A 23,915-nucleotide genomic window follows, 5' to 3' on the forward strand; every position below is an offset into this window, starting at 1 on the left:
TGTACAAACACTCAAATCCAAACCCATGCTGGATTCAGGCCATGTTTATTTTAGCGTGGTAGTTTTTATAAAAAAATGTTTATTTTTAATGGCATAAAACCTCATTTGATGAAATACGCAATTCTATTTTTACTGGTATCAACTCTAACTGGTGTTTCCGCACAAACGGTCGATTCAGATACTATCAAACGGGTTGACAGCCTCATTAAAGTTTCCCGTGAGCTGACAGGTAAGAAAGATTTTCAAAAAGCATTAGAATTGAATGCTATCGCTGAAAAGCTTGCATTGGAAAAGTTTGGGAAAGAGTCCGCAGCATATGGCAGTTGTTGTTTCAACCGAGGTAGAGTGAGTAGGAATAAAGGTGATTACCCCGAGGCCGAAAAATGGTACCTTGAATCCAAAGCCATCCGGGAAAAAGTGCTTGGAAAGGAGCATCCGGATTATGCCTTAAACCTGACCAGCCTCGCAATCCTTTACAAAGACATGGGCAACTACGAAAAAGCCGAACCGCTATACCTTGAATCCAAAGCCATCCGGGAAAAAGTGCTGGGAAAGGAGCATCCGGATTATGCCTCTAGCCTGAACAGCCTCGCAATCCTTTACAAAGACATGGGCAACTACGAAAAAGCCGAACCGCTATACATCGAAGCCAAAGCCATCCAGGAAAAAGTGCTGGGAAAGGAGCATCCGGATTATGCCTCTAGCCTGAACAGCCTCGCAATCCTTTACAAAGACATGGGCAACTACGAAAAAGCCGAACCGCTATACCTTGAATCCACAGCTATCCGGGAAAAAGTGTTGGGAAAGGAGCATCCGGATTATGCGTCTAGCCTGAACAACCACGCAACCCTTTACAAATACATGGGCAACTACGAAAAAGCCGAGCCACTCTGCCTTGAAGCCAAAACCATCCGGGAAAAAGTGCTGGGAAAAGAGCATCCGGATTATGCCTCTAGCCTGAACAGCCTCGCAAACCTTTACAAAGACATGGGCAACTACGAAAAAGCCGAACCGCTCTGCCTCGAATCCAAAGCCATCAGGGAAAAAGTGCTGGGAAAGGAGCATCGCGATTATGCCTCTAGCCTGTACAACCTCGCAATCCTTTACAAAGACATGGGCAACTACGAAAAAGCCGAACCGCTATACCTTGAATCCAAAGCTATCCGGGAAAAAGTGCTGGGAAAGGAGCATCCGGATTATACCTCTAGCCTGAACAGCCTCGCAACCCTTTACAAAGACATGGGCAACTACGAAAAAGCCGAACCGCTATACATCGAAGCCAAAGCCATCCGCGAAAAAGTGTCGGGAAAGGAAAATCTCGACTATGCTAATAGCCTGAACAACCTGGCAAACCTATATTTGGATCTGGGCAACTACGAAAAAGCCGAACCACTATACATCGAAGCCAAAACCATCCGCGAAAAAGTGTCGGGAAAGGAGCTTCCAGACTATGCTCGAAGCCTGAACAACCTGGCAATTCTGTACAGTAGGATAGGCAAATACGAGAAATCCGAACCGCTTTACCTGAAAGCCAAACCCATTTTTGAAAAAGTGGTGGGAAAGGAGAGTCTTGATTACGCCGTGTTCCTGGAGAACTTCGCAGATTTTGTCGGTAATATAGGCAATTATGAAAAAGCCGAACCGCTATACCTTGAAGCCAAAAGTATTTACGAAAAAGTGCTGGGAAAGGAGCACCCTGTTTATGCGATAAGCCTAACCAGCCTCGCGATCCTTTACAAAAATTTGGGCAACTACGAAAAAGCCGAGCGGCTCTGCCTCGAAGCCAAACCCATCTTTGAAAAAGTGCTGGGAAAGGAGAATCCCAATAATTCGAGTAACTTGGGAAACCTCGCGGATTTGTATGAAAGACTAAGTCGATTTTCTCTATCTGCACCTTTACTTGCAGAAGTGTACTCCCTGAACCAAGCAAGGCTGTCGAAAGCCATTTCTTTTCTTTCCGAACAAGAACTCGCAATCTACACGGCTACTTTTCAAAAACAAGCAGACGCTTTGGGATCCTATATCCTCGCTCGTCTTACTCCGGGAACAATAGGAGCAGAATTTGACCAAGCAGGAATCCTGCCAGCCCTCCAATATAGCAATGCCCTTTTTTACAAGGGCTTCCTGCTTACTGCCACCACTCAGATAAATACACTGTTAGCGTCAACCCCGGAAACACAAGAAATCAACCTTCGCTCAAAAAGCTACCGTCGCCGCCTGGCAGTCGAATATGCCAAACCTATTGCAGATCGAAAGAATGTAGCCGAACTGGAAGAAAAGACCAATTCCGCTGAAAAAGAACTTGCTCGCACCATGGCAGGTTACGCAGAAGCGAAGCGACAAGTAAAATGGGAAGAGGTCATGTCCACTCTAAAAAAGGAAGAAGCAGCTATAGAGTTTGTTTCTTTTAAAGTGAATTTTCCAAGATTTACAGACAGCCTAATGTATGCTGCATTATTACTTAAACCTGATGAAAGCCAACCTATATTTATTTCCCTTTTCGAGGAAAAATCATTAGATTCTTTATTACAATTAAATGCAGAGCGGAAAACTGATTATGTAAACAATCTATATTCAATTGCAGGCCGAGGTGCTGTTGCATTAGAAACTCCAAAAAGAACTTTATATGAAATGATCTGGGAGCCAATAGAAAAATATATGGAAGGAATCAAAACGATTTATTTTTCTCCAAGTGGATTACTGCACAGAATTAATTTGGATGCAATACCTGTTTCGGAATCCGAAACATTAGCCGATAAATATAGACTCATTGAATTGAATAGCACCCGTCAATTGGTTATCCCGGATCAAGTCGAAATAGTGAATAACGATGCCGTATTATACGGGGGAATACAATTTGAAGCAGACACCACATTTCATAAAAATGAACCTGTAATTGCATCCCGATCAAGAGGAGAATTATCTTTTTCTAGTGTCGACTCAAGCCTGCGAGGGGGAAGTTGGAGTTATTTACCTGGAACTGCACGAGAAATAAATTCAATTGAAAGTATTTTGAAAAAATCAAAAGTAAAAATAACTTTGAAAACGGGAAATGGTGCTACAGAGGAATCATTTAAAAACTTAGGAGCAAATAATACATCTTCACCGCGAATATTACACATAGCAACACATGGATACTTTTTTGAAGATCTAATAAAAAGTAGTCAAAAGTCAGAAATTAATAGTCAAAATGAAAATGTTTTTAAAATGTCTGATCATCCGATGCTACGTTCAGGATTAATCATGGCAGGAGGAAATGCAACTTGGCAAGGTAAACAAACAATAGAAGGAAGAGAAGATGGAATATTAACTGCCTATGAAATTAGCCAAATGAATTTATCCAATACTGAACTAGTAGTGCTCTCGGCTTGCGAAACCGGATTAGGAGACATTCAAGGAAATGAAGGAGTGTATGGATTGCAGCGCGCCTTTAAAATTGCCGGAGCAAAATATCTCATCATGTCGCTTTGGCAGGTTCCGGATAAACAAACTTCCTTATTGATGACTACTTTTTATAAGAAATGGTTGAATGCCGAAAGTCCCGACAACGGCGGGAAAAAAATGACTATTCCGGATGCATTTCATGCAGCACAAAAAGAACTGCGAGAAATTGGATTGGATCCATATCAGTGGGCGGGGTTTGTATTGATGGAATAAACATTTTTCATTCTCATTCTCGCTCTATATTTTCGTTCTATATTCCCGTTTTCATTCTCGCTCTATATTCCCGTTCTCGTTCTCATTCTCGCTCTATATTCTCGCTCTACATTCCCGCTCTCGTTCTCATTCTCGCTCTATATTCCCGCTCCATATTCCCGCTCTATATTCTCGCTCTATATTCCCGCTCTATATCCTCGTTCTCGTTCTCATTCCCGCTCTATATTCCGGTTCTCATTTTCGCTCTACATTCCAGTTCTCATTCTCATTCTCGCTCTATATTCCCGTTCTCATTCCAGTTCTCGTTCTCATTCTCGCTCTATATTCCCGCTCTATATTCCCGTTCTATATTCCCGTTCCCTTTCCAACTCAATTGTTTAGTTTCTGATTGACTATTCTTCTCCTACTATATCTCAACTTGCATTTAGGTTTTTTGATTGAACTGAATAGAATCAAAATTATACCCCGATATTGCATTTTAGATGCAACTTATTAAATGAAGCAAATATTCATTTCATAATCAAATTATAGAATTTATAGCTTATCATATCCTGACCTATGGACTAATCAATGCAATAATTCAAAATTCGGGTCTAAATTAACTTTAATTATAGATTGTCAGTATAAAAATGAATATTTAATTATTAACTATATTTAAATTTTGGCGAATTCAAATAAGTTGATTTTAGATCACAGATAAAAAATAAATAAAACGACTTACTTTTCAAGACATTTGAATAATAATTTGTTTTCTTTGTTGATAAATAGCAACTAAAAATTAAATTAAAAATTGAATATTCTATCGAATTGAAAGAAAATTTATGAAATATTTGTTTATTTTTTCTTATTGCATACTTCCTCTAATCATATTTGGGCAAGTGAATGACACCTCGATCATACGAATGAAAATAGACAGCCTGTATACTTCAATAGATATAGCCTCCAAAGCCCGTGAATGGAACAAATCGATCGCGCAGGCAGACCTTCTGTCAGATCTTGCAAAACAGAATTTTGGAGAAATTTCTGCTGAGTTTGCGGATGCTTGTTATAAAAAAAGTACCATTTATTTAAACCAAAGTTTATTTTCCGAAGCTGAAAAGTTAATGTTGAAAAGTGTAGCAATAAGAGAAATGATATTAAATGAAGGACATCCGGATTTTGCTCTTGGCTACCTCAATTTGGGAATTTTATATTGGAAATCAGGTCAATACGAACAGTCAGAAAAAAATATTTGGAAGGCTACCAGATTGCGTGAAAAATATCTGGGCAAGGAGCACTCTGAGTATGCAAAATGTTTGAATAACTTAGGTGTTTTATATTACGATATGGGTCAATATGAAAAATCTATTGGTTATTATCAAGAGGCCTTAAGTATTCGGAAGAGAGTTTTAGGGCCAGATCACCCATCATATGCATACAGTCTATACAATCTTGCAATATTATTTAGCGGAATGGGCCAATTTGATCAATCTGAAATATACCATTTGGAAGCAGCAACGATACGCGGTAGAGTATTGGGTAAAAACCATACGGATTATGCGAAAAGTTTGAACAGTCTAGGTGTACTTTATGGTGAAATGGGCTTACGGGAACAAGCAGAAAAGAATTTAAAAAATGCCATTGCCATATTAAAAAATTCTTTAGGAAGTGAACATCCTGATTATGCAAATAGTCTTAATAATCTTGGAATTCTATATTGGAAATTCGGTCAACTCGACAGCGCCGAAATTTGTTTCATGGAGACCTTTTCAATTAGAATAAAAGCATTAGGCACTGAGCATCCTGACTATGCGAATTCACTCAACGTCTTAGGTAACTTTTATGGGGATAAAAAACAATTTGAACTTGCAGAGAAATATTATTTAGAAGCTATAGAAAAAAGAGTAAAACTTTTAGGTAAAGAACATCCACTTGTCGCATCAAGTTATAATAATCTTGGAGTTTTGTATCGCAAAATGAGTTTATACGATAAATCCGAAGAATATTTATTACAATCCATGGAGATCCGGGAAAAAGTATTGGGAAAAGATCATCCACTTTACGCTTCAACGCTTGAAAGTCTTGCAAATCTTTGCATAAATAAGAGTCAATTCAAAAGAGCCCAATTATATTTAACAGAGTTAGCTAATTTGAATCAATCATTTTTGCAAAGAGCTCAGCACCATTTACCTGAATCTGAAATGAAAAAATATTTGTCAAAGTTTGTGCTGCAAATGAATGTCTTTTTTTCTCTTGCAACTAAACATCATTCCGGTGAATATAATTCTATGCTTGCGAATCAAGCAATTTTTTATAAAGGCTTTTTACTTGAAGCAGCAAACCGACTAAATAAAATAGCATCTGCAAATTCTGAAACTAAAGAACTCTGCAACGTACTTAAAGCTTACCATAGACGTCTTTCCAACTTATATTCTAAACCACTTGCAGATCGTAAAGGGATTGATGAATTATTAGCAAAAGTACAGGATCTAGAAAAGGAGCTTACTCGCAAGGTTGCTGGTTACAATAATGAAATCCGTCAAGTAAACTGGCAAGAAATAAATACAAATTTAAAACCGAATGAGACTGTTGTGGAATTTTTTCATTATCAAGATTCCGAAAAACAAAAATCGGATAGTAGCTACTATGCCGCGATAGTATTTAAACAGGGATTTACATATCCTATTTTTATTTCACTTTTTGAGGAACATAAACTTCTTGAATTGTTTCGCCAAAACCAAAAAGGACAAAACATTTCAGAAGTTTATGCAAACCGTGGCGTTAGCCCAATTAAAGAAGAATCCCTACAAGGCATCTATGATGTAATTTGGAAACCACTTGATAGCATTCTTAAAAATATAAATACAATTTATTATTCTCCTTCCGGATTATTACATCGAATCAATTTTGATGCTATTCCAATTAACAATTCAACGCATCTTGCTGACAACTACAAATTAGTTCGACTTGGAAGTACAAGATCAATAGTTGTTCCTGATAATCCAAAAATTGAAGCAAACAATACAGCGATTTTGTATGGTGGAATAAATTACAATATAGATACAACAATGTATGTTCTTGATTCTTTTTCCAAAGATATCTTGACATCGCTAGACGACGAACTTTCCTTTGCTTCTATAGATAGAAGCTTAGGGAATCGTGGAAACGCTTGGATGTATCTTCCCGGAACAGCAAAGGAAATACAAACATTGTCTATCATATTTAAAAAATCAAATTTTAATACAATCGTTTATTCTGATACCTATGCAACAGAAGAAATATTTAAAAATATAGGTAAAAAAGAATCTTCTCCCAGAGTATTGCACATTTCTACCCATGGTTTCTTTTTTGAGGATCCCAAAAATAATAGTCACCAATCAGAAATCAATAGTCAAAAATCAGATGTCAATAGTCAAAAATCAAAAGTCAATAGTCAAAAATTAGAAGTCAATAGTCACCAATCAAAAGTCAATAGTCAAAAATTAGAAGTCAATAGTCACCAATCAAAAATCAATAGTCAAAATTCAATAGTCAATAGTCACCAATCAAAAGTCAATAGTCAAAAATCAAAAGTCAATAGTCAAAAATTAGAAGTCAATAGTCAAACAGAAAATGCTTTTAAAATATCAGATCATCCGATGATTCGTTCAGGATTAATACTTACAGGAGGAAATTACGCTTGGACAAATGGAAAACCTTACAGAGAAGGAATTGAAGATGGCATTCTAACTGCTTATGAAATTTCACAATTGAATTTATCCAATACTGAACTTGTAGTTTTGTCTGCATGCGAAACAGGTCTTGGCGATATTCAAGGCAATGAAGGTGTATACGGTTTACAAAGAGCATTTAAAATAGCTGGTGCCAAATATCTAATGATGAGTCTTTGGCAAGTACCCGATGAAGAAACTAAGGAATTTATGATTCGCTTTTATCAAAATTGGCTAGAACAAAAATTAGAAATTCCGGATGCATTTAGAAAAACACAACAAGAAATGAGAAAGCAATATGCAGATCCTTATAAATGGGCAGGATTTGTGTTGGTGGAGTAGATCCATAACGTTATGACAATTTATTTAATTCAAAACAAATGTATAATGAAATACAGTTTTTGGTGTTCGTGTTTTTTCTTTCTCAATTTTCTTTCTGCTCAAAAAGTTGACTCTATAGCTATCAAACAGGTGGATAGTCTCATCAAGATCTCCCGCGCCTTCATAGAGAAACGGGACTTCGACAAAGCCCTCGAAGTCAATGCCACTGCTGAAAGACTTGCGATCGAAAAACTTGGTGTGAATTCAGCCGGTTATGGCAATTGTGCCTTTAATCGAGGTTGGGCATATTTTTACAAACCTGATTACTCCGAAGCCGAAAAATGGTTTCTTAAATCCAAAGCTATCCGGGAAAAAGTGCACGGGAAGGAACATCCTAAATATGCCAGTTGCCTGCACAGCCTTGGACTCTATTACAAGACGATAGGCAACTACGAAAAAGCTGAAGCCCTTTACCTTGAAGCTATGGCTATCCGAGGAAAAGTGTTAGGTAAGGAACATCCTGATTATGCCTCAAGCATGGGCAACCTTGCAAACCTATATTATGCAGTGGGTAACTATGAAAAAGCTGAGCCTCTCTTCATCGAATCCAAAGCCATCCGGGAAAAAGTACTGGGTAAGGAGCATCCCGAATATGCTAAAAGTCTATCCAACCTGGCAATCCTTTTTTATGAAATGGGCAACTATGAAAAAGCTGAGCCCCTCTACCTCGAATCCAACGCCATCAGAGAAAAAGTGCTGGGCAAGGAGCATCCCGATTATGCCAATAGCCTGAACAACCTGGCAATCCTTTATCATGACATGGGCAACTATGAAAAAGCTGAGCCCCTCTACCTTGAATCCAACGCCATTTGGGAAAAAGTATTGGGCAAGGAGCATCCCGATTATGCCAATAGCCTGAACAACCTGGCAGTTTTCTATGATGATATGGGTAACTACGAAAAAGCAGAGCCCCTCTACCTCGAATCCAAAGTCATCATGGAAAAAGTGCTGGGTAAGGAGCATCCCGATTATGCATCTAGTCCGAACAATCTGGGAAACCTATACTATCTAATGGGCCGCTTCGAAAAAGTTGAGCCTCTCCATCTCGAAGCCAAAGCCCTCCGGGAAAAAGTGCTGGGAAAAGAGCATCCCGATTATACTTCAAGCCTGAACAACCTTGTACGTTTGTATGAAAGACAAAACCGATATTTAGACTCGGATCCTTTACTTGAAGAAGCGTTTATTCTATCACAAACCAGACTGGTAAATTCCATGTCATTTCTTTCCGAAAAAGAACTCGCTAAATACATAATAAAATTTCAAAGTAGTAGTTCCGAATTAAGTGCATACCTGCTAGCACGTCAGGCTGGAGAATCACAGATCGGCAACCTATCCACTTTGGTTTATGACCATGTTCTTTTTTACAAAGGATTTCTCCTTACTGCTGCTTCTAGACAAAATGCACTAGCTACAGCCTCAACTGAATCAAAGGAAATTAATATTCGGCTTAAAGGATACCGACGGCAACTCGCTGCTGAATATGCAAAGCCCATCGCCGAAAGAAATGATATTGCCGAACTGGAAGAAAAAGCCAATCTTGCTGAAAAGGAACTTACCCGATCTGTAGCAGGTTATGCTGATGCCATTCGACAAATAAAATGGAGGGATGTGCAAGCTACTTTGAAACAAACAGAAGCTGCAATGGAACTTATTTCCTTCAAAGTAAAGTTTCCTAAAACAACAGACAGTATCCTTTATGCGGCTTTACTGGTTAAATCTGGCGACAAGCAACCAAAGTTTATACCACTTTTCGAAGAAAAATCTTTGGACTCATTTTTACATTCCAAATCTGAACGCAAAGCAGATTATGTAAATTCATTATACACACTTGCTGACCGCGGTATAGTTGTAGATGCAGTGCCTAAAAAATCTCTATATGAAATTCTTTGGAAACCACTTGAGAAAGAGTTAACAGGAATCAAAACCATTTATTTTTCACCAAGTGGATTGTTGCATCGTATCAATTTGGATGCAATAGCTATCTCAGAAACGGAAACTCTGGCCGATAAATATCAATTGATCGAATTAAATAGTACCCGTCAAATGGTGATTCCCACACAAATAAAAAATGAAAACAACGATGCCATTTTATATGGAGGAATTCAATTTGAACAAGATAGTACATTGCTAAATAATGAACCTTTAATTGCATCCAGAACCATAGGAGAATTATCCTTTCATTCAGTGGATTCTACACTAAGAGGCGGTAGGTGGAATTATCTGCTTGGCACAGAGCATGAAGTGAATTCGATTGAGAAGATTATGCAAACAGTTGGGCTTGCAGTCTCCCTGAAAAAATCTTACGAAGCAACTGAAGAGTCTTTTAAAAATATTGGTGTAAATAATAGTCTATCACCTAAGATCTTGCATATTGCTACCCATGGTTACTTTTTCCCAGACGTGAAAAATAATAGTAAAAAATTAGAACTTGGTGGAGAAAGAGAAAATGTTTTTAAAATAAGTGAACATCCAATGCTTAGATCTGGACTTATCATGGCAGGTGGAAATTCAGCTTGGCAAGGAATCCAACCACCAGAAGGCAGAGAAGATGGAATTCTGACTGCGTATGAAATATCACAGATGAATTTGTCGAATACAGAATTAGTAGTGCTTTCTGCATGTGAAACTGGCCTTGGAGATATACAAGGTAACGAGGGCGTTTATGGTTTGCAACGCGCATTCAAAATCGCCGGTGTAAAATATTTGATCATGAGCTTGTGGCAGGTTCCCGACAAACAAACATCATTATTGATGATCACTTTTTACAAAAAGTGGTTGGTAGAAAAAATGACGATACCCAATGCATTTCATGCTGCTCAAAAGCAGTTGCGTGATGGAGGGTTGGAACCTTATTATTGGGCAGGTTTTGTGCTGGTGGAATGAGAAATTAATGTTTAGCATTAATTTATAATAAAATAATATCAGGAATTCATTTTGAGTCCTCAAATTTTAAAATATTTATAAAATATATTTTTTGTACCTCCTATTTCATTCTTTTTGCTCAAAGATCAAATTTTGAATTAAACATACTCGTAGAAAAAAAATGTAATATTAAAAATTAGGTTTACTCGTTTTACAAATTGGCCAATCATATTAGGTAAACATATACTTCTTCAATACTAAGTCACTTATAAACAAAATGCTGTTATTTTGCATTAACATTACATAACAAATAAATTTCCCTACTTTAACTACAAATGTACATTCAACATTAGGAATGCACTATATTGCCTATTGCAAATTCATAGGACTTCTAAATGTTAGTAAAAAATAAGAATTCTAATTAATTTGCACCTAATTTAAAGTTAATCCCAAATAGGAATAGAATGAAAATATTCATAAACATATTAATGCTGGTTATAACAACAAATGCCTGGGCGCAATCTGTTGATACAATACAAGTTAGATCAGAAGTAGACAGTTTAATTAAACAAAGTCGTGTTTTGACTAACCAACAACAATTTGACCTAGCAATTCAATTACTGGATTCCGCAATACTTGTTTCAAAAACTACTTTAGGACCCGATCATGCATATTTTGCAAAAAGTGTGTTTAATAAAGCATACATTTTTTATGTAATGGGAAAACTAGATGAAGCAATCCAACTTTATTTCCAGGCAGAAGAAATTCAAAAGAATTATTTAGGTCGTTTAAATGCTTCTTATGCAAATACAATCAACAATATTGGGATTATTTATTATCTCAAAGACAATTATGCATTGGCTGAAAAATATTATGTAGAAGCAAAAGAAATTAGAGGTGAAGTACTGGGCATAAATAGTAAAGAATATTCCGGCTCTCTAAATAATCTAGCACTGTTATATAGATTGCAAGGAGATAATCCAAAATCTATTAAAATGTTTCTTGAAGCAAAGGAAATATGGAAAGGGGCTAAAAATAAATTGGATCCTGGTTATGCTCATATTATAAATAATATAGGACTTGGTTATGTATATTTAGGAGATTATGAAAAAGCTGAACCGCTGTTTTTTGAAGCTCAAGAAATTTGGGAGAAGACAGTTGGAAAAGCACATCCTGATTATGCACTATCTCTGGATTGTCTTGGATTCCTATATAATACGAAAGGCGATTATGCTAAAGCTGAACCTATATACAATGAAGTGATTAAAAGCAGGTTAAATGCATTTGGAAAAGATCATGTTGAGTACGCCTCTGCTATCAATAATCTTGCTACATTATATATGAAAAAGGGAGATTACAGAAAAGGTGAGACTTTATGTATAGAGGCCAAAGATATACGCGAAAAATTAATGGGAAGGGAACATAATGATTATGCAGAGTCTCTTATTAATCTGGCCAACTTATATACACTTACTTTACAATATGATAAGGTAGAAATTTTGCTTCTTGAAGCAAAATCAATATGGGAAAAATCATTAGGTAAAGAACATACACAATATTCTATTGCAATTCAAAATCTAGCTAATCATTATTTTAGATTAAAAGAATACAAAAAAGCTGAACCATTATACTTTGAAGCCATTTCAATACGCTCTAAAGCTTATGGCACTATGCATGAATTCTATGCTGCAGTGATTTATAATCTTGCAACAATGTATTTGGAAATGGGAAATTACGACCAAGCAGAAAAATTAACGATGGAAGCCAAAGAAATTTGGAGTAATGCCTTTGGCAAAGAAAATGAAAATTATATTAATACATTAGGTCATCTTAATGCAATATATCAAGGTACTAATAGAACCAATCAATGCGCCGCAATCGTTTTTGAAATGAATGAACTTGTCAGAAAACTGATCGAGAAAGCAGCCACGTATTCTTCAGAAAATCAAATGCTCGCTTATCTTCAAACGTTTGAAAGATCGATCGGTCAAATTCAATCCTTTAGCCAAAGCTACAAAAGTCCTGAATTAAGTAAAATGGCGTTTAATAATGCACTTTTTTACAATGGTTATTTGTTAGAAAATACGCAACGTCTTGCACGCTCTGTCTCTGGAATTGATACATTATTGCAAGTAACTTTTAAAAACTGGAAAAGTAGCCAACGAAAACTTTCCATAGAATTTGCAAAACCCATTTCTGAACGAAAGTATATTGCAGAAATAGAAGCAGAAGTGGAAGTTTATGAAAAGCAACTTACACAATTGTCACCTCAATTTAAAAATGCACGTGCTGTTCCATCCTGGGAAGATGTGCGAAATACCTTATTACCTGGAACTGCTGCAATTGAATTTGTTCATTTTAATGAAATTTCACAAAACAATGAAACCAAAACAAAGTATGCAGCACTCCTTGTAAAGTATGGCGAAACGCAACCCTACATTATCCCGCTCTTTGAAGAATCAAAATTATATAATATCATTAGTTCAAATAAAGAACAAGCGAACAGTGAGCTGTTAGCACAGCTATATAGTCGAGGAATAAGTCCTGCTAAATCCGTATCACTGGCAGGATTGTATGACATTATATGGAAGCCACTTGATAGCATACTTCAAAATACAACAACTGTATATTATTGCCCTTCTGGCTTGTTACATCGCATCAATTTTGGGGCAATACCGCTTTCAAATAATATGAATCTGTCTGATAAATTTAATTTAAAAAGATTGCGCAGCACGCGGTCCTTAGTAATATCCGATAGTATTATAATAAATATAACTAATGAAACCATATTGTATGGGGGCATTGATTTCGAAACCGATAAAGAAATAGTTCAGCAAGATACTTTCAATCATCAAGTATCCTTAGAGAATCAAGATGAAATCACTTTTTCACTAGTTGATCGGAGTGCTTCTAAACAAACTGATAAATGGAATTATCTTCCTGGTACCAAAAAAGAAATATTTGAAATTGCAGCAGTTTTAAAAGACATCAACTATAAAACAATTACATTTTCAGATACTAAAGCAACCGAAGAATCATTTAAAGAAATTGGAAAAACGAAACAATCTCCTCGTGTTTTGCATTTAGCAACCCATGGATATTTTTATCCTGATCCCAAAACAACTAATAAACAAACTGCAAGTAATGATCTAAATGGAAATGCATTTAAATTGTCTGATCATCCAATGTTGCGATCCGGATTAATTCTGGCAGGTGGAAATGCAGCATGGGAAGGCCAACCATCAAAAGGAGGAAGAGAAGATGGTATATTAACCGCATATGAAATTTCACAAATGAATTTATCCAATACAGAGCTCGTAGTACTCTCAGCTTGTGAAACTGGACTTGGCGACATACAAGGCAACGAAGGAGTATTTGGCTTGCAACGCGCATTTAAAATAGCAGGAGCAAAATATCTTATGATGAGTCTTTGGCAAGTACCAGATGAAGAAACTAAAGAATTTATGATTAGCTTCTATAAAAATTGGTTAATTAAAAAACATAGCATTCCAAATGCTTTCAGGAAGACACAACAAGAAATGAGAAAGCGATTTGAGGATCCTTATAAATGGGCAGGTTTTGTGTTGGTGGAATAATGTTTTCGATTTTAAACATATTACTATTACAAAATTTAAAAGCATTATGAAATATTGGCTTTTTTTTTCTTTTACTTTAATTCTGCAAAACATAACTGCACAAATAGTTGATTCAATAATAATAAATCGTGTAGATAGTCTTATTACAATAGCGCGTGATTTAACTTCAAAAAAAGAATTCGAAAAAGCCTTTGAAGTCAATGCAATTGCCGAGCGTATTGCTTTGGAAAAATTCGGACATGAGTCAGCATCCTATGGGACTTGCTGTTTTAACAGGGGTAGGATTAATGATTCTAAAAGGGAATTTCCTGAAGCTGAAAAATGGTATACCGAATCCAAAATCATATATGAAAAAGTATTTGGTAAGGAGCACAACAAATATGCTACTACTTTGAATAATTTGGCAAGTTTGTCTAAGAAAAAGGGCGACTTCGAAAGAGCAGAAATACTTTACTCAGAAGCTGCAACTATTCGTGAAAAAGTACTTGGTAAAAATCACCCTGATTACGCATCAAGTCTTAATAATCTAGCAATATTATACAAAGAAACAGGGAATTTCGAAAGAGCAGAAACATTGTATCTTAAATCTATTGCTATCCGAGAGAAAGTATTCGGTAAGGAACATTCCGATTATGCATCAAGCCTCAACAATTTAGCAGATTTATATTACTTCATGGGTAAATATGAAAAAGAAGAATCCCTGCTTTTCGAATCTAAAGCTATACTGGAAAAGACACTTGGAAAAGAGCATCCGTATTATGCATTAGTATTGAATAATCTTGCATTATTATACAAAGAAATTGGCAACTATGAGAAATCCGAGATAAACTATCTAGAATCCAAAGCGATTCAGGAAAAAAAACTTGGAAAAGAACATCCGGATTATGCATCAAGTCTGAACAATCTTGGGGCTCTATATAAAATAACAGGTAATTTTGAAAAAGCGGAATTACTTTATTTAGAATCGAAAGCAATTTGGGAAAAAATAGTCGGTAAAGAGCATCCCGATTATGCGATGAGCCTAAATAATCTTGCCGCTTTATATGAAAAAATGGGTAGCGATAAAAAAGCTGAATTGCTTTACATCGAATCTAATAAATTATTTGAAAAAACACTTGGCAAAGAGCATCCTACCTACGCAACTAGTTTAGATAATTTGGCTATTTTATACAAAAAAATAGGGGAGATCGAAAAAGCAGAAATCTACTACCAAGAGTCAAAAAAAATTAGGGAAAAAATACTTGGTAAGGAACATCCAGAATATTCATTAAGTCTAAACAATCTTGCCACCTTATTTGAAACACAAAAAAGATTTTCAGAGTCCGAACCTTTACTCCTAGAATTTTACACACAAGAACAGAATAGGTTGACCATAGCCCCATCCTTTCTTTCTGAAAGAGAACTTTCCAAATACTCTTCAATATTCCAAAAAAATGGAGTCAAATTAGGCGCATTTCTATTGGCCCGAAATTCGAAAAATATTAGTTTGGGTAATTTATCTACTATAGCCTATGATCATGCACTTTTTCACAAAGGTTATCTACTCAATATTTCTGCAAAGCTAAATACACTTGAGACTTCTACACTTGCTGCGACAGAGAAGTTCTATAAACTTAAAAGCTACCGACGTCAATTGGCTGCTATTTACAGTAAACCTATCGCTAAAAGAAAAGGAGTTGCCGAACTTGAAGAAAAAACCGCAATAATTGAAAAAGAACTCGCCAATTCAATTGGTGATTATTCAGAATTCACTAAGCAAATTAAATGGCAAGAGGTGCAAAATGTATTAACCAAAAATGAAGCAGCTATTGAATTTGTTCATTATCAGTTCTCTGATCAAAAGAAAAGCGATAGCTGTATTTATGCCGCACTCATACTTTATAACGGATGTCCTCAGCCACTTTTCATTCAGTTATTTGATGAAAAACAACTTACCCATTTACTTTCTAAAAATAAAGTACCGGAGTTAATATCTCAAGTTTATACAAGTCGAGGCATAGTTCAACGTAAAAATGAAACAATGCAAGGATTATATGATCTAATCTGGAAACCTATTGATAGTCTTTTAAAAGGAATAAACACAATTTATTATTCACCTTCTGGTCTACTCCACCGAATCAACTTTGATGCAATTCCGATAGCTAAAAATACTATAAACAATTTTGCGAATCTTGCAGAAAAATATAAATTAGTTCGACTGGGCAGCACCAGGTCATTAGAAATTTCTATTAAAACTAAAATGAGCTCAAGCAATAAAGCCATATTATTTGGAGGTATTAATTTTAACACAGATATTAGTCTATTCAACTTAGATACTGTTAACGATAATGAATTTGAATCCAAAAAAGAAGTGCCTTCATATACATATTTAGCCAAAACAATAAAAGATAGAGGAAGTAATTGGGAATATCTTCCAGGAACAGAAAAAGAAATAAAAGGCATTTCCAAATTATTAAAAAAATCAAAATTCCATACCACAGAACTATTGGATAAGTATGCAACTGAAGAAGTATTTAAACTCCTAGGAAAAATAGAATCATCTCCCAGAATATTGCACATTGCTACGCATGGATTTTTCTTTCCTGATCCTGACCGAACGATTTCTGAAGAAGGCAGAATGTCGCACGAGAGAGCGGCAAGTGAGGGAACCCTGCCAGACAGTACACAGCAGGCAGGCGAGAAATCGGTTATACCAAGATCAAAAGTGGAATTACAAACAAATGAACCTGTCTTCAAAATTTCTGATCAACCTATGCTTCGTTCTGGTTTAATACTGGCAGGAGGTAATACTACTTGGCAAGGAATACAAACGCTTGAAGGCAAAGAAGATGGCATCCTAACTGCATATGAAATCTCCCAGATGAATTTATCGAATACTGAACTCGTCGTACTCTCAGCTTGTGAAACAGGACTTGGTGATATTCATAGCAATGAAGGAGTATACGGCTTACAACGCGCATTTAAAATAGCAGGAGCAAAATATTTAATAATGAGTCTTTGGCAAGTACCCGATGAAGAAACTAAGGAATATATGATACGCTTTTATAAAAATTGGTTAAACAAAAAACTAAGTATTCCGGATGCATTTAGAAAGACACAACAAGAAATGAGGAAGCTATATGAAGATCCTTATAAATGGGCAGGATTTGTTTTGGTTGAATAACTGAATGCAGTATTCCTAATCACGATCACTTTTTTTGATTAGATTGTAGAATTGCGCATTTTGATAAATATAGGAGCAATCACTTTCTGCAAATTAGCCTCCAATTTAAATTTGTATCCTTCGAAAATTCAAATAAAACAATGTACTATGCAAATTTTTAGCCTATCTATTCTGGCTTACAAATTGTACAAATTAGTTTACTACATTTGGGAATTGAATCAAGTAAAATGATAAAAATCAAATCCATTTGTCTGCTTATATTAATTCCACTATTTGGTTTCTCTCAAATAAAAGATACCACGAAAATTTCGAAGAAAATAGATAGTCTATTACTTGAATCACAGGCTTTAATTGAAACTCGTAATTTAGATCTTGCATTTAAAAAACTTTCACTTGCAAAAACAATATGCTCAGATTCGTTCGGCACAAATTCTTTCCAATACGGATTGGTTTGCTATAAATTTGGAAATTATTTTGAAGAAGCAGGTGATTACCCAAATGCTGAAAAATGGTATCAATCCACTTTGGAAATTCAAACTCAATTTCAAGAACAACAAAGTCTTGAATTTGCTAATACCTTAAACTCACTTGCAGGTATCTATGCCGATTTAGCTCAGGTCGACAAAGCCAAACCTATGTATGAAAAAGCTTTAGCTATTCGCGAAAAAAAATTAGGAAAACTCCATCCCGATTATGCCAGAGTTTTAAATAATCTAGCCGGCATTTCTCAATATACCGGAGCGTATGAAAAAGCGATATTACAATTTCAAGAAGCCCAACAAATTTATGCAACATCTTTAGGCACTAAACATGTTCATTATGCATTAACATTAAATAATTTAGCCAATGTATATTTTGATATTGGCAACTTCAATCAGGCAGAATTACTTTATTCTGAAGCATTATCAATTCGCGAGAATTCGTTTGGTAGAAATAATCCAAAATGTGCAGAAAGTATAAATTGTCTTGGAAATTTATATTCTGCCATGGGCTTAAAAGAAAAAGCACTAAAATATTATCAGGAAGCACTTTTAATTAATATTAATACAGTAGGAGAAAATAACTTTGGCACTGCTAACTGCATGATCAATATTGCCGTAATATGTACCGAAATGGAACAATATGAAAAAGCAGAAAGTTTTTTTTTAAAATCAATTGAAATACTCAAGAATACCATCGGAATTGAAAATCCAGAATACGCCACAACATTAGATAACATGGCCAATATGTACATGGCCAAACATACTTATGATAAAGCTGAAAAATTATATTTAGAAGCATTAAAAATCAGAGAAACTGTTTTAGGAGTGGAACATCCTGAATATGCATGGAGCTTAAATAATCTTGGGAGTTTCTATAGTGTTCAAAATAAACCTAAAGTCGCAGAACCCTATATTATTAAAGCAAAAGAAGTTTTAGAAAATATATTTGGAAACGAACACCCAGACTACCTGCTTGGTTTAAATAATTTAATTATACACTATTGGCTAATCAATAACAACAAAGAGCTGGTAGAAAAATTTATTGAATCTGTTAATATTGAGAAAAAACTTGTTTTTGGAGCGTCGCGGCATCTTTCTGAAAATGAACTAGCCCAATATATAAATGGATTTACAAGAACTCTAGATCGATTGTTTTCATTTAATAATCTTACGAAACAACTGAATAGCCTTTGTTATAATAACCTCCTTTTTTATAAAGGCTATTTATTAAATGCTACGGCTAACCTTAGTAGATTAGTTAGCCTTGACACAATTCATTTAAATATTTATAACGAACTTAAAAAATACCATCAAGATCTTGGAAAAGAACTTTCGTTGCCGATAGCCATAAGATCCTTTGATAAAATAAAATTGCTTGAAGAAAATGTAAATACTTTAGAAAAAGAGCTGGCAAGAAAGCTTCTTGGTTTACATGAACCACAAAAAGATATTGTTTACCAGGACATATTAAATCATTTAAAACCTAATGAAGCTGCTGTTGAATTTATTCATTTTAATCTTGTAGATCCATTACCTACGAACAAAACAACTTATGCAGCGCTAATTTTAAAAAAGGATCTTCCAGAACCCATCTTTATTCAATTATTTGAACAAAAAACCCTGGACTCTTTGTTGCATACAAACAATGGCCGCAGATCAGAATACGTAAATTCTTTATACTCAATTTCTGAACGCGGCATAAAAACACAAATTCAACACAAAAATAATCTTGCAGATCTAATTTGGAAACCTCTAGAAAAAGAACTTGTCGGCATAAAAACTATATTTTATTCCTCATCCGGCTTACTTCACAGAATTAATCTTGATGCAATTCCAATAAATGAAGCTGCAACAATCTCAGATTCATTTCATTTAATTGCATTAGGTAGTACAAGACAACTATTGTCGCCAACAAATATAAATTTTAAAAATAATTCTGCTATTCTATTTGGTGGAATTAACTTTGAAGAAGACAGCTCAAATATTCAATTCAAAGAAGATGCAGCTAAGAGCGCAACAAAAAATTCAGATCAAACAGTTGCATCAATTGAAAAATTTATCAATTTCTGGGAATATTTACCAGGAACAGAACGGGAAGTGAATGCTTTGGAAAAAATAATTCAAAAGTCAGGAATTAACACAACGCTAATAAAAGGATTTAATGCAACAGAAGAATCATTTAAAAATATTGGTTTAAATAATAATCCATCTCCAAGAATTTTACATATTGCAACCCATGGATACTTTTTTGAAGATCTAATAAAAAGTAGTCAAAAGTCAGAAATTAATAGTCAAAAAGAAAATGTTTTTACAATCTCTGATCATCCGATGTTACGTTCAGGATTAATCATGGCAGGAGGAAATGCAGCCTGGCAAGGAATACAACCACCAGAAGGCAGAGAAGATGGAATATTAACTGCCTATGAAATTAGCCAAATGAATTTATCAAATACTGAACTAGTAGTGCTCTCGGCTTGCGAAACCGGATTAGGAGACATTCAAGGAAATGAAGGCGTGTATGGATTGCAACGTGCCTTTAAAATTGCAGGAGCAAAATATTTGATCATGAGTTTGTGGCAAGTACCCGACAAGCAAACCTCATTGTTGATGACCACTTTTTATAAGAAATGGCTAGAAGCCGAAGGTCCCGCCAAAGGCGGGAAAAAAATGACGATTCCGGATGCATTTCATGCTGCTCAAAAAGAATTGCGCGACAATGGTTTGGATCCTTACAATTGGGCGGGGTTTGTGTTGGTTGAATAATTAAACCCAAAAATATAATGATAACCATGCAGGATTGGGTTTGTATTTTCAAAATAAGTATTCCACTCAAACATTATACAAAGGTCTTCCTATATTGGACAAAATTATGCTGCTTGAGTTAGAAACAAAAGATAGCATAGTCCCTTGGCAAATAATTATAAACTTTTTAAGAAATTCTCTTAAATCTTTAAAAAAGTCAAAAATTTAATATCACTCATAGGCTTGGTCTGATACTATTCTAATTAATTTTCAAGGTTTCCTGATAAATTAAATTGAAATATTTTCTTACTTTTAGGATTGAAGTTAGTAACATGATATATATATATAGGATTTTAATGCTTTTAATATCCGCTGAATTATCTGGACAATCAACAGATTCTATAGTAATTAAACAAGTGGATAGTCTCATTTTAATTTCCCGTAAGCTATTGAGTAAAAATGAACACGAAAATGCCCTTCAAATAATTGGTGAAGCAGAGAAAATCTCATTAAAATACTTAGGTAGGAAATCCATTGCTTATGCAAAGTGTTGCAATAACCATGCAAGAATTGTCAGCAGAAAAGCGGAATATATTGAGGCTGAAAAATGGGCTCTGGAATCAAAATTAATTTTAGAAGAAATTCTAGGCAAGCACGATACGGAGTATGCATTGGCTGTTAATAACCTGGGTATCCTCTATTTAGAGAAAGGAGAATTTGAACGGGCAGAACCTTTTCTATTAGAAGCAAAAAATATTCGTGAAATTAATCTAGGGAAAAATCATCGTGATTATAGTCAGAGCCTGAATAATCTTGGAATATTGTATCAGGATATGGGAATTTATGAAAAAGCTGAACCACTTTTTATAGAAGCGCTTAAACTTAAGGAAAAAAATCTAGAAAAGGACCCACTTTCGTATGCTAAAGGGCTAAATAATCTTGCTGTCTTATATCTTTTATTAGGAAAATATGAAAATGCTGAGCCTTATTTTATTCAAACCATTGACATCAGATCTAAAGCCTTAGGAAAAGTGCATATAGATTATGCTAATGGTTTAGCAAATTTGGCGCTTTTATATTTGAAATTAGGTAATTTTGAAAAAGCCGAACAATTATTCATTGAATGTAAATCAATCATCGAAAAGACCTTAGGTAAAGCTCATCCAAATTATGCAGAAATTCTAAATAACTTGTCTGTTTTGTATATAGAGATAGCCAATTCCGAAAAGGTGGAAGCATTTTTACCGGAAGCTAGAGATATTTGGGAGAAATTTCTTGGAAAAGAACACCCATTATATGCTTCCTGTCTGAATAATTTGGGTAGATTTTATTGGGATTCTGGTGACACTGTAAAAGCAGAAGTTCTTTTTATGGAATCTTTATCCATTAAAGAAAAGCTTCTGGGGAAAGAACATCCAGATTATGCAGAGACTTTGGCGAATCTTGTGCAAATGAAAAGCGATAGCTGGTCTTATAAAAAAGTTGAATCGGCTTACATTGAAACAAACTCTATATGGGAGAAAACATTAGGAAAAAATAGCCTGGAATACTTAGGGAACCAATTTAATTTGGCTCAATTTTACGAAAAAAATAAGCAATTTTCAAAATCAGAACCTTTATTGGCTGATTTGATTAATCAAGATCAGAAAAAACTAGCAAAAGGAATTACTTTTTTGTCTGAACGAGAACTCCTTAAATATGTTTCTACTTTTGAAAAAAGGATGAACAGTATAAATTATTTTTTGTTGACACGCCATCTAAATCAAGAGAAGACAGGAATTCTAAATAACCTGTGTTTTGACAATGCACTTTTTTACAAAGGCTTTATACTTTCGTCTGCTTCTCAATTAAACAGTATGACTAAAATATCTCCTGAAGCAGAAGAAATCAATCTTCGTTTAAAAGCATACAGACGTAGATTAGCCATTGAGTATGCAAAACCATTTTTAAATCGAAAGAATGTCAACGAATTAGAGGAAATGGAAAATCGCACAGAAAAAGAGCTTTCCATTCGAATTGCTGGTTATCGGAAAATATTTGAAAATGTTTCCTGGACAATGATTCAAACTGCATTAAAAAAAGATGAAATTTGTATAGAATTTATTTCATTCCCAACACCTGATTTAATAAAATCAAAAGAGAATCAATATGGTGCAATATTACTTCGATCAGATTCCAAACAAACCTTATGTATCCCGCTCTTCGAAGAAAAATCCCTGGACTCTTTATTGCATTCCAAATCCGAACGCAAAGCAGATTATGTAAATGGATTGTATACTTTGTCAGATCGCGGTGCCATTGCAGTTGAGAATCCAAAAAAATCATTATATGAAATACTTTGGAAACCTATTGAAAAAAATCTAGATGGCATAAAAACCATATATTTCTCACCAAGTGGTTTGTTACATCGGTTAAATCTGGACGCCATTCCTGTTTCTGAAACAGAGACCTTGGCAGACAGGTATAATTTGATTGAATTAAACAGTACCCGTCAGTTAGTAATTCCAACACAAATAAAAAATGTAAACAACGAAGCTGTTTTGTATGGCGGCATTCAATTTGAACAAGATAGTATTGTCCAAAATAATGAACCTTTAATTGCATCTCGGTCGAGAGGAGAATTATCCTTTTCGTCTGTAGATTCCACTTTAAGAGGTGGCTCCTGGAATTATCTGGCAGGAACAGAACGCGAAGTGAATTCTATTGAGAAGATAATGGAAACTTCCGGTTTAAAAGTGAATTTAAAAAAAGGATACGCTGCAACAGAAGAATCTTTTAAAAATTTAGGAGCAAATAATAATTCATCTCCTCGAATATTACACATCGCAACGCATGGATATTTTTTCCCAGATACCAAAAATAATAGTCAAGAATCACAAGTCAAGAATCAAAATGAAAATGTTTTTACAATCTCTGATCATCCGATGCTACGTTCAGGACTTATAATGGCTGGAGGAAATGCAACTTGGCAAGGAAAACAAACACTAGAAGGAAGAGAAGATGGAATCCTAACTGCCTATGAAATTAGCCAAATGAATTTATCAAATACCGAACTAGTAGTGCTCTCGGCTTGCGAAACCGGACTTGGAGATATCCAAGGGAACGAAGGAGTGTACGGCTTACAACGTGCATTTAAAATCGCTGGAGCAAAATATCTCATCATGTCTTTGTGGCAAGTTCCTGACAAACAAACAAGTTTATTGATGACCACATTTTACAAAAAATGGCTGGAGAATAAAATGACGATACCAGATGCCTTTCATGCAGCACAAAAGGAATTACGTAACATCGGATTGGATCCGTATCAGTGGGCTGGATTTGTATTAGTGAAGTAAATGAATTA

7 protein-coding genes are annotated in these 23,915 nt (G+C 35.1%); all 7 read left to right on the top strand.

Annotated elements, in window-relative coordinates; genetic code table 11:
* Positions 1–108: 108 nt before the first annotated feature.
* Complete coding sequence (locus IPO86_15680) at positions 109–3,657, top strand: tetratricopeptide repeat protein (protein ID MBK9729547.1); 3,549 nt, start codon at positions 109–111, stop codon at positions 3,655–3,657.
* Positions 3,658–4,478: 821 nt separating this feature from the next.
* Positions 4,479–7,688 carry a tetratricopeptide repeat protein gene (locus IPO86_15685; GenBank protein MBK9729548.1) on the top strand — a complete coding sequence of 1,070 codons (3,210 nt, stop codon included), beginning with the start codon at positions 4,479–4,481 and terminating at the stop codon, positions 7,686–7,688.
* Positions 7,689–7,733: 45 nt separating this feature from the next.
* The gene (locus tag IPO86_15690) at positions 7,734–10,610 is read left to right on the top strand and encodes a CHAT domain-containing protein (GenBank protein ID MBK9729549.1); all 2,877 of its coding nucleotides are present in this window, start codon (positions 7,734–7,736) and stop codon (positions 10,608–10,610) included.
* Between the two features lie 443 nt (positions 10,611–11,053).
* Complete coding sequence (locus IPO86_15695; protein ID MBK9729550.1) at positions 11,054–14,185, top strand: CHAT domain-containing protein; 3,132 nt, start codon at positions 11,054–11,056, stop codon at positions 14,183–14,185.
* Positions 14,186–14,231: 46 nt separating this feature from the next.
* A complete protein-coding gene (locus IPO86_15700) occupies positions 14,232–17,348 on the top strand; it encodes a CHAT domain-containing protein (protein ID MBK9729551.1) in 3,117 nt (1,038 codons plus the stop codon).
* Between the two features lie 227 nt (positions 17,349–17,575).
* The gene (locus tag IPO86_15705; protein MBK9729552.1) at positions 17,576–20,593 is read left to right on the top strand and encodes a CHAT domain-containing protein; all 3,018 of its coding nucleotides are present in this window, start codon (positions 17,576–17,578) and stop codon (positions 20,591–20,593) included.
* 335 nt (positions 20,594–20,928) lie between these two features.
* Positions 20,929–23,907: a CHAT domain-containing protein gene (locus IPO86_15710; GenBank protein ID MBK9729553.1), complete on the top strand. Its 2,979-nt coding sequence runs from the start codon at positions 20,929–20,931 to the stop codon at positions 23,905–23,907.
* The last annotated feature ends 8 nt before the right edge of the window (positions 23,908–23,915 follow it).

It is taken from the genome of Saprospiraceae bacterium, assembly GCA_016717265.1.
Lineage (GTDB): Bacteria > Bacteroidota > Bacteroidia > Chitinophagales > Saprospiraceae > Vicinibacter.